The sequence below is a fragment of the Pararhodobacter aggregans genome (assembly GCF_003075525.1).
GTDB classification, from domain to species: Bacteria; Pseudomonadota; Alphaproteobacteria; order Rhodobacterales; family Rhodobacteraceae; genus Pararhodobacter; species Pararhodobacter aggregans.
Window position 1 is genome coordinate 48,878 of the sequence record NZ_QDDR01000019.1, and the last position, 8,877, is coordinate 57,754.

Sequence of the window (8,877 nt, forward strand, 5' to 3'; positions counted from 1 at the left end):
TTCATGGCCCGGCCGCGCCCCGGTTTCAACCCGCATCGCGCCCCCCTTGCAGGCGTGCCACGGGCGTGGAAGAGAGGCAGCCTCAACCCCAGACGGAGCCCTGCCTGCCATGACCGATACCGCCTCGAAAACCATCACCCGCCTCGAATCCGGCCGCCGCATGAGCGAAGCCGTGGTGCGCGGCGACATGATCTATCTCGCCGGTCAGGTCGGCGAAGGCGCCAGTGTGACCGAGCAATGCCAGAGCGCGCTGGCCCAGGTCGAGCGGCTGCTGGCGCTGGCCGGGTCCAGCAAGGCCAATATCCTGACCACCCAGATCTGGCTGGCCGACATCAATGATTTCGCCGAGATGAACGCCGTCTGGGACGCCTGGGTCGATCAGGCCAACCCGCCCGCGCGTGCCACCGGCGAGGCGAAGCTGGCGACCCCGGCCTACAAGGTCGAGTTCATCGTCACCGCCTGCCGCTGAGATCCCAGGCGACCAGCACCATCAGTGACCGCCAGAGCGGGCCGGGGTCGGTGAAATCCGCCACCTCGCGCCCGCCGGTATCGGCGTAAAACAGCCGCGCGGCGTAGTTCTGACGCACCACGCCCAAGGCCCCGGTGGCGCAGCCCTGCGCCGCCAGCGCGTCCAGCGCCGTCTCCAGCAGGCGCTGGCCCAGCCCCTGCCGCCGCGCCCCCGGCGCGACATAGAGGTGCTTGATCTCGCCCACCGGCCCGGGCTGCGCGGCATAGGCCGCGTCCTCACCGGCCGGGCCGATGGCCACCAGCCCGGCCAGACCCTGATCCCCCTCGACCAGCCAGGCACCGCGCGCGGGATCGGCCAGCGCCGCCTCCCAGGCGCGCAGGCGATGCGCCACATCGAGCCGCGCCGCGGCCTCGGCCGGGGCGAGCCCCTCGTAGGTGGTCTGCCAGACCGTGTAATGCAGCGCCGCCAGGGCGGGGGCATCGGCCGGTACGGCCTTGCGCAGGGGGCATGTCAACCTGTTCATGCGGCATTCTTGCCGCGCGCCCCTGCCGCATGCAAGATGCGCGACGGAAGCGCGCGCCCGTGCCGTTCAACACTTGGGGAGCGTTCTTTAACAGGGGTTTATCCATGTCTGCCGCCGTCGAGAGATATTCGCGCGCTCAGGTCGTTCTGCACTGGACCACGCTGGCGCTGCTGCTGGTCAGCTTCATCAGCCACGAGGGGATGAAGGACGCCTGGCGTGCCTGGCGTCAGGGGGGCGAGGCCGCCAGCGCCGCGCCCGGCCTCGGCTCGCAGGTCCATGTCTGGGTCGGCGTCGCGGTGCTGGCGCTGACGCTGGTCCGGCTGGGGCTGCGGGTGACGCAGGGCGCGCCGCGGCCGGTCGAGGGGCAATCGCCGCTACTGACCGTCGCCGCCTCCATCCTGCACGGGCTGCTCTATCTGGTGCTGCTGGCGATCCCGGCGACCGGGCTTGCGGCGTGGTTCGGCGGCATCACCGATCTGGGCGAGGTGCATGAGGTGCTGTTCAACATCGCCCTCCTGCTGGTCGCGGGCCATATCGGCGCGGCGCTCTTTCATCAGTTCGTGCTGAAAGACCGCCTGCTGGCGCGGATGCGCTGATGGCGGGCGGGCGGTTCGGCTTTCTGGGCACCGGCACCATCGCGCAGGCGGTGGTGCGGGGCCTCGCGGGATCGGGCGCGAGCATTCTGGTGTCCCGCCGGTCCGAGGCGGTCTCGGCCGCGCTGACCGCCGAACTGGCGGAGGTCACGGTCGCCGACAATCAGGCGGTCGTGGACGGCAGCGAGGTGGTGTTCATCGCCCTGACGCCCGGGGTGGTGGCCGAGGTCCTGCCGGGCCTCCGCTTCCGTCCCGGCCAGCAGGTGATCTCCTTCGTCGCCGGGCTGTCGCTGTCCGATCTGGTCCCGCTCATCGCCCCGGCCCGTGCCGCCGCCCTGATGCTGCCCTTCCCGGGCATCGCCCGGGGCGGTTCGCCGGTGCTGGCGCAGGGCGATGTCGCGCTGGTCGAGACGCTGTTCGGCGCCCGCAACCGGATCTTCCCGGTGGAGACCGAGGCGCAGATGGACGCGCTGCTCTGCGCGCAAGCGGTCCTCTCCCCCGCCCTCAGGCTGGTCGAGGAGGCGGGGCGCTGGCTTGACGGCAAGGGTGTCACCGGCGGCGAGGACTTCCTGCGGCTGCTGGTCGGCTCCACCCTCACCGGGCAGGATTGCGGGACGGCGCTGGCCGCTCTGGACACGCCCGGCGGCTATAACCAGCGGTTGCGGCAGCATATGGACGCCTCGGGCATGGCCGAGGCGCTGCGGGACGGGCTGGACCGGCTGGCCCGCTAGACCTCAGATCGCTTCGCCCTGCATCAGCCGCGGCTGGGCGGCGTTCAGACCCGCGGCCTCGCGGATGAAATGCCGCCGCAGGCCCGGCAGCGCATTGACCGCGCCCAGCCCCAGCCCCCGCACCGCCGCCAGCAGCGGATTGCCGTTCGAGAACAGGCGGTTGACCGCGTCCATCCCCAGCGCCATCCGCGTCACGTCGAAGCGCCGCCAATCCTGATAGCGCTCCAGCACGTCGGGCGCGGCGATATCCTCGCCCCGGCGGTTGGCCTCGATCAGCACCTCGGCCAGAGCCGCCACATCGCGCAGGCCCAGGTTCAGACCCTGCCCGGCGATCGGATGCACGCCATGCGCCGCATCCCCCACCAGCGCCAGCCGCTCGGCCACGAACCGCTCGGCAATCGTCAGCCGCAGCGGATAGGCGAAGCGCTTGCCCTCCAGCCCGATCCCGCCCAGGAAATTGCCGAAGCGGGGCCGCAGCACCTCCAGATAGCCCGCATCATCGAGGGACTGGATCGCCTCGGCCGTCGCCGTCCGCTCGCTCCAGACGATGGAGGAACGGTTGCCGGGCAAGGGCAGGATCGCCAAAGGCCCGGGCGGCATGAAGAATTGATGCGCGATCCCCTCATGCGGCTTTTCATGGGCGATGGCGCAGACCAGCGCCGTCTGCCCGTAGTCATGGCCCCAGCGCTTGATCCCCGCGCGCCGGGCCACCGCGGAATCGCGGCCGTCGCAGCCGACCAGCAGCCGGCCGCGCAACACCCGTCCATCGGCCAGCGTGACGGCGGCGCCCGCTGGCCCCGTCTCCTGCCCCACGACCTGCGCGCCCGAATGCAGGGTGATCCCCGGCTCGGCCTGCATCGCATCGAGGAAGGCGGCATAGAGGAACCGGTCCTCGATCATCTGGCCCATCGCGCCTTCTTCGATCTCGGCCGCATCGAAGCCGAGGAACAGCGGCGAGGCGCCCTGGCCCGCCTGCCCCTGCGAGGCGCGGATGCCGAGGATCGGCTGCGCCTTGTCCCTGAGGCCACGCCACAGGCCCAGCGCCTGAAGGATGCGGACCGAGGCCAGCGCCAGCGCATAGGCCCGGCCGTCGAAATCATCCTCGGCCCGGGACTGCGCGGGGCGGGCGTCGATCACGGCGACGCGCAGCCCTCCCTTGGCCAGAGCCAGAGCCAGAGCGGGGCCATTGAGCCCGCCGCCCGCGATCAGGATATCGGCGTCGTGTTCCATGCGCGCACCCTAGCCGGATGCGCGGGATTGTCCATGCGACGCGCGCGCGCTAGCGTCGGCCCGCAACGGCAGGGGGTTGGCATGAGCGAAGAATGGCGGGCCATGAGCGCGGCCGCACTGGGACGCGGGATCGAGGCGGGCAGGATCTGCCCGGTCGACCTGACCGAGGCCTATCTCGATGCCATCGACGCGCATCCCTGGCGCGACCGGATCTATGCCCGCACCATGCGGCTGCACGCGCTGGAAATCGCGGCGGCGGCCCGGGGGCGGGCCAAGCTGGGGCAGCGCCGGGGGCCGCTGGACGGGGTGCCGGTCAGCTGGAAGGACCTGTTCGACACAGCCGGCGTGGCGACCGAATCGGGCAGCCTGCTGCTGAAGGGCCGCACGCCCGAACATGACGGGCTGGTGGTCGAACGCCTGACCCGGGCCGGGCTGCCGCCGCTGGGCAAGACGCATATGACGGAGCTGGCCTTTTCCGGGCTGGGGCTGAACCCGGTCACCGCGACGCCGCCGAATATCCATGACCCGGAGAAGGCGCCCGGCGGCTCGTCCTCGGGCGCCGCGGCCTCGGTCGCCTGGGGGCTGGCGCCCCTGGCCATCGGCTCGGACACCGGGGGCTCGGTGCGCCTGCCCTCCGCCTGGAACGATCTTGTCGGGCTGAAGACCACGGCCGGGCGCATCCCGCTCACCGGCGCCGTGCCGCTGGCCGAGAAGTTCGACACCATCGGCCCGCTGGCCCGCACGGTCGAGGACGCGGCGCTGGCCTTCGCGGTGCTCGATGCCTCGCCCGCGCCGGACCTGCGCGGCGCCACGCTGTCGGGCGCGCGGCTTCTGGTGCTGGAAACGGTCGCCTTCGACGACATCCACGCCGCCCCGGCCCAGGGGTTCGACCGCGCGCTCAAGGCCTTCGGCGCCGCGGGCGCCCGGATCGACCACGCCCGTATCCCGGCGGTGGCCGAGGCGATGGCCATGGCCGGGATCCTCTTCGCCGCCGAATGCTACGGCATCTGGGGCGAGGCGATCGAGGCCAACCCGGACGTGATGTTCGCCCCGGTCCGCGACCGCTTCCGCGCGGGCGGCACCTTCAAGGCGCATGAATACGTCGCGGCCTGGCGGCGGCTGGAGGCGCTGCGGCGCGACTGGACGGCGGCGGTCGCGGGCTATGACGCGGTGCTGATCCCGACCGTGCCGACCCTGCCGCAACGGATCGACGATCTGATGGCCGACCCCGCTTTCTTCGCCGCCGAGAACCTGATGGCGCTGCGCAACACCCGGATCGGCAACCTGATGGGGCTTTGCGGGCTCACCCTGCCGACGGGCGTGCCCTCGACCGGCGTCCTGCTGATGGCGGGCCCGGGGCAGGAGGCGCGGCTGCTCAGGCTGGGGGCTGCGGCGGAGGCGGCCCTGGCGGATTGAGTTCGCGCGTCTGGCCGGGGGCGAGGCCCGCCAGCGTATGGGGGCCGATGGACCAGCGGATCAGCCGCAGCACCTTGTGGCCGATGTGCTGGCCCATGCGCCGCACCTGCCGGTTGCGGCCTTCGGTGATGGTGAGTTCCAGCCACTGGCCGGGCAGTTCCCCGACCGCCGGACGCCAGCCGGGCGGCGGGATCAGCCGCACCCCGGCGGGTCGGGTCGGGCCGTCCGTCAGCGTGACGCCCCGGCGCAGGGCCTCCAGCGCCTCGGGGCCCGGGGTGCCCTCGACCAGCGCGACATAGGTCTTCGGCAGATGGAAGGCGGGGTCGGTCAGCCGGGCCTGCAAACCGCCGTCATTGGTCAGGAGAAGCAGCCCTTCGCTGTCGCGGTCGAGCCGCCCGGCGGGATAGAAACCCGGCAGCGAGAGCAGGCTGGAGAGCCCCGGCCAATTCGGATCGCCGCTCCACTGGCTGAGGATCCCGGGGGGCTTGTGAAAGGCGATGAGGCGGGTGGGGCCGGTGTCTCCGTTCCGGCGAGGGCGCGGGCGGCTCATCGGGCGGCGGGTAGGATGGGCAATATTGCCCATCCTACGAGGGCAGGGCTCAATGCGCCTCGGCCCAGGTCATGCCCACGCCTGCATCCACGATCAGCGGCACGTCGATCTCGACGGCGGGCGCCGCCGCGCCCTCCATGATCGCCTTCACCCGGGCGATGGTTTCCTCGACCGCGCTTTCCTCGACCTCGAACACCAGTTCGTCGTGGACCTGCAGCAGCATCTTCGCCGGCAGGTCGGCAATCGCCGCCGGGATCCGCACCATGGCCCGGCGGATGATATCCGCGGCGGTGCCCTGGATCGGGGCGTTGATCGCGCCGCGCCGTGCGAACCCCGCGCTCGGTCCCTTGGCGCCGATCTCGGGCGTGTGGATCCGCCGCCCGAACAGGGTTTCGACGTATTTGTGTTCCTTGGCGAAGGAGATGGTCTTGTCCATGTAATCCTTGATGCCCGGGAAGCGCTGGAAATAGGTGTCGATGAAGGCCTGCGCCTGATCGCGCGGGATGCGCAGGTTGCGTGCCAGGCCGAAGCCTGAAATCCCGTAGATCACCCCGAAATTGATCGCCTTGGCCCGGCGCCGGACCTCGGGCGTCATCTCGTCCAGCGGCACGCCGAACATCTCGGACGCGGTCATCGCATGGATGTCCAGCCCGTCGCGGAACGCCTGTTTCAGCGCCGGGATCTCGGCGATATGCGCCAGAATCCGCAGTTCGATCTGGCTGTAGTCGAGGCTGACCAGCTTCTTTCCCTCGGCCGCCACGAAGGCCTCGCGGATGCGGCGGCCTTCCTCGGTGCGGACCGGGATGTTCTGCAGGTTGGGATCGGTCGAGGCCAGCCGCCCCGTGTTCGCCCCGGTCTGCGCGTAGGAGGTATGCACCCGCCCGGTTTCCGGGTTGATGTGGTTCTGCAGCGCGTCGGTATAGGTCGATTTCAGCTTCGACAGCTGCCGCCAGTCCAGCACCTTGCCGGGCAATTCATGCTCGGTCGCCAGATCCTCCAGGATATCCGCCCCGGTCGAATAGGCGCCGTTCTTGCCCTTCTGCCCGCCGGGCAGGCTGAGCTTGTCGAACAGGATCTCGCCCAGCTGCTTGGGCGAGCCCACGTTGAACGTCTCGCCCGCCATCTCGTGGATCTCGGCCTCGAGCCCGGCCATCGACTGCGCGAAGGCCGAGGACATGCGGCTCAGCACCTGCCGGTCGACGGTGATCCCGTGCATTTCCATCTGGGCCAGCACCGGCACCAGCGGGCGTTCCAGCGTCTCGTAGACCGTCGTCACCCGCTCGCGGTGCAGCCGGGGCCGGAACGCCTGCCAGAGGCGCAGGGTAATGTCCGCATCCTCGGCCGCGTATTTCGTCGCGTCCTCGATCCCCACCTTGTCGAAGGTGCGGGCCGATTTGCCCGACCCCAGCAGCGGCTTGATCGGGATCGGCTTGTGGCCGAGATAGGTCTCGGACAGCTCATCCATGCCGTGGTTGTGCAGGCCCGAGAACATCGCGTAGCTCATCAGCATCGTGTCGTCGAAGGGCGCCACCTTGATGCCCCGGCGGGCGAAGATCTTGGCGTCGTATTTGATGTTCTGACCGATCTTCAGGATCGAATCGTCCTCCAGCACCGGCTTCAGCGCAGCCAGCGCCGCCTCGGCCGGGATCTGCCCCTCCAGCAGCTTGGCGCTGCCGAAGAGGTCATCCGACCCCTCGGAATGGATCAGCGGGATGTAGCAGGCCTCGCCCGGCGCCGTGGCCAGCGAGATCCCGACCAGCTCGGCCCGCATCTCATCGAGCGAGGTGGTCTCGGTATCGACGGCGAAGAAGCCCTGATCGCGGATCCGGTCGATCCAGCCCAGCAGCGTCTCCAGATCGCGGACGCAGGCGTATTTTTCCGGCTCGAAGGGGATCTGTTCGGCCACAGGCGCGGCCTCGGCCGCAGCCGGGGTGGCGGGGGCCTCGGTGATCGCCGGGGCCTCGACCCCCAGCTTGTCGGAAATGCGCCGGGTCAGGGTGCGGAATTCCATGCGGGACAGGAAATCCATCAAGGCCCCGGCGTCGGGGCGCTTGCAGACCAGATCGGCGAGCGCATCCTCGACCGGCACGTCGCGGCGCAGCGTCACCAGTTCGCGCGAGAGGCGGATCTGGTCGACCTTCTCGGTCAAGACCTCGCGGCGCTTGGGCTGCTTGATCTCGCCCGCCCGCGCCAGCAGCGTGTCAAGATCGCCGTATTCGTTGATGAGCAATGCCGCGGTCTTCAGCCCGATCCCCGGCGCGCCCGGCACGTTGTCGACCGAATCGCCCGCCAGCGACTGCACATCGACCACGCGGTCAGGCCCGACGCCGAATTTCTCGAACACCTCGTCCACGCCCAGCACCTTGTTCTTCATCGGGTCGAACATGTCGACGCCGTTGCCGACCAGCTGCATCAGGTCCTTGTCGGACGAGATGATGGTGCAGGTCCCCCCGGCCTCGGTCGCGAGGCGGGCGTAGGTGGCGATGATGTCGTCGGCCTCGAACCCCTGCTGTTCGATACAGGCGACGTTGAAGGCGCGGGTCGCCTCGCGCGTCAGGGGGAATTGCGGGCGCAGATCCTCGGGCAGCTCGGGGCGGTTGGCCTTGTACTCGGGATAGATCTCGTTGCGGAAGGTGATGGACGAGGCGTCGAAGATCACCGCGATATGGGTGGGCGTCGATTTCGTGGTCGGCCCGCCGGAAATCTCGTTCCAGATCAGGTTGCAGAACCCCTGCACGGCGCCGACCGGCAATCCGTCCGACTTGCGCGTCAGCGGTGGCAGCGCGTGATAGGCGCGGAAGATGAAGGCCGATCCGTCGATCAGATGCAGGTGCGAGCCCTTGCCGAAGGTCATGTGCGGCTTCCTCTTGGCGTGATGGTCCTTGGTAACGGCGCGGGGCCGGGGCGTCCAGCCGGGAAGGGGCGGGACGGGCGGCGGGGCGCCGGGTTCCGGCAGGGAGACGAGGGCGCTGCCCGGCGTCCTGACGGGCGGAACCGAGGGTTCCCCGATCACGACTGTCTTCCCCGTCCTTATTCCCCGCTTGAAAGGTTGAAATCAGTCACCATCGCTGCCATATACAGCCTGCACCCCGACAGGCCGCTTTCGCGGCCAAGCGCCTTTTGCGCACTCCGGGGTCGATCCCCGCACGGGCTTTCCGTCCGGCTCCGCATGAAGGCGGAACCGCGAACGGCCGTTTTTGCGGGCCATGAACGTGAAAGGAGACCCCAATGTCCCAAGACCTCACCGACGAGGAACTCTCGCGCCGCATCGAAGAACTGACCGCGGCTGGCATGACTCTGGCGGCGAACGCGCTGCAGCGTGAGCAAGCCTACCGGCGCAAGCGCGCGGCCTGAGGGCCCGGCCC

General features: G+C 70.0%; 9 protein-coding genes. 5 read left to right on the forward strand and 4 right to left on the reverse strand.

Annotation, left to right across the window (positions count from 1 at the left end; translation table 11 throughout):
- Nucleotides 1-109 precede the first annotated feature (109 nt).
- A complete protein-coding gene (locus DDE23_RS23710; protein ID WP_107754980.1) occupies nt 110-469 on the forward strand; it encodes a RidA family protein in 360 nt (119 codons plus the stop codon).
- Here DDE23_RS23710 and DDE23_RS23715 read toward each other — a convergent pair.
- The gene (locus DDE23_RS23715) at nt 453-992 is read right to left on the reverse strand and encodes a GNAT family N-acetyltransferase (RefSeq protein WP_107754979.1); all 540 of its coding nucleotides are present in this window, start codon (nt 990-992) and stop codon (nt 453-455) included. The two genes, DDE23_RS23710 and DDE23_RS23715, sit on opposite strands and share 17 nt — an antisense overlap.
- Before the next feature lie 104 nt (nt 993-1,096).
- On the opposite strand from DDE23_RS23715, the gene DDE23_RS23720 reads away from it, so the two are divergent.
- On the forward strand, nt 1,097-1,588 hold the full coding sequence (locus DDE23_RS23720; protein WP_157958115.1) for a cytochrome b: 492 nt from the start codon (nt 1,097-1,099) through the stop codon (nt 1,586-1,588).
- Nucleotides 1,588-2,316 (forward strand): NAD(P)-binding domain-containing protein, encoded by a 729-nt coding sequence (locus DDE23_RS23725; protein WP_107754977.1) that lies wholly within the window; start codon nt 1,588-1,590, stop codon nt 2,314-2,316. Before DDE23_RS23720 ends, DDE23_RS23725 begins: the two co-directional genes overlap by 1 nt.
- 3 nt (nt 2,317-2,319) lie before the next feature.
- Here the strand turns inward: DDE23_RS23725 and DDE23_RS23730 are convergent, their stop codons facing one another.
- Nucleotides 2,320-3,546, reverse strand: coding sequence for an FAD-dependent monooxygenase (locus tag DDE23_RS23730; protein ID WP_107754976.1), 1,227 nt, complete (start codon nt 3,544-3,546; stop codon nt 2,320-2,322).
- A gap of 81 nt (nt 3,547-3,627) precedes the next feature.
- Here DDE23_RS23730 and DDE23_RS23735 point away from each other — a divergent pair, with 81 nt between their 5' ends.
- The gene (locus DDE23_RS23735) at nt 3,628-4,962 is read left to right on the forward strand and encodes an amidase (protein ID WP_107754975.1); all 1,335 of its coding nucleotides are present in this window, start codon (nt 3,628-3,630) and stop codon (nt 4,960-4,962) included.
- On the opposite strand, the gene DDE23_RS23740 is transcribed toward DDE23_RS23735, so the two are convergent.
- Together DDE23_RS23740 and polA are read right to left on the reverse strand one after the other, a co-directional pair.
- A complete protein-coding gene (locus DDE23_RS23740) occupies nt 4,922-5,512 on the reverse strand; it encodes a pseudouridine synthase (RefSeq protein ID WP_107754974.1) in 591 nt (196 codons plus the stop codon). The two genes, DDE23_RS23735 and DDE23_RS23740, sit on opposite strands and share 41 nt — an antisense overlap.
- Before the next feature lie 49 nt (nt 5,513-5,561).
- Nucleotides 5,562-8,366, reverse strand: a complete 2,805-nt coding sequence (gene polA, locus DDE23_RS23745; protein WP_107754973.1) for a DNA polymerase I — start codon at nt 8,364-8,366, stop codon at nt 5,562-5,564.
- A 374-nt stretch (nt 8,367-8,740) separates the two neighbouring features.
- Here polA and DDE23_RS25790 point away from each other — a divergent pair, with 374 nt between their 5' ends.
- Nucleotides 8,741-8,866, forward strand: a complete 126-nt coding sequence (locus DDE23_RS25790; protein WP_272947897.1) for a hypothetical protein — start codon at nt 8,741-8,743, stop codon at nt 8,864-8,866.
- Nucleotides 8,867-8,877 lie beyond the last annotated feature (11 nt).

Excerpts from the sequence above, each read along its gene's own strand:
- polA (WP_107754973.1), bottom strand. The coding sequence starts at position 8,366 with ATGACCTTCGGCAAGGGCTCGCACCTGCATCTGATCGACGGATCGGCC.
- DDE23_RS23730 (WP_107754976.1), bottom strand. The coding sequence starts at position 3,546 with ATGGAACACGACGCCGATATCCTGATCGCGGGCGGCGGGCTCAATGGC.
- DDE23_RS23735 (WP_107754975.1), top strand. The coding sequence starts at position 3,628 with ATGAGCGAAGAATGGCGGGCCATGAGCGCGGCCGCACTGGGACGCGGG.
- DDE23_RS23725 (WP_107754977.1), top strand. The coding sequence starts at position 1,588 with ATGGCGGGCGGGCGGTTCGGCTTTCTGGGCACCGGCACCATCGCGCAG.
- DDE23_RS23740 (WP_107754974.1), bottom strand. The coding sequence starts at position 5,512 with ATGAGCCGCCCGCGCCCTCGCCGGAACGGAGACACCGGCCCCACCCGC.
- DDE23_RS23715 (WP_107754979.1), bottom strand. The coding sequence starts at position 992 with ATGAACAGGTTGACATGCCCCCTGCGCAAGGCCGTACCGGCCGATGCC.
- DDE23_RS25790 (WP_272947897.1), top strand. The coding sequence starts at position 8,741 with ATGTCCCAAGACCTCACCGACGAGGAACTCTCGCGCCGCATCGAAGAA.
- DDE23_RS23720 (WP_157958115.1), top strand. The coding sequence starts at position 1,097 with ATGTCTGCCGCCGTCGAGAGATATTCGCGCGCTCAGGTCGTTCTGCAC.
- DDE23_RS23710 (WP_107754980.1), top strand. The coding sequence starts at position 110 with ATGACCGATACCGCCTCGAAAACCATCACCCGCCTCGAATCCGGCCGC.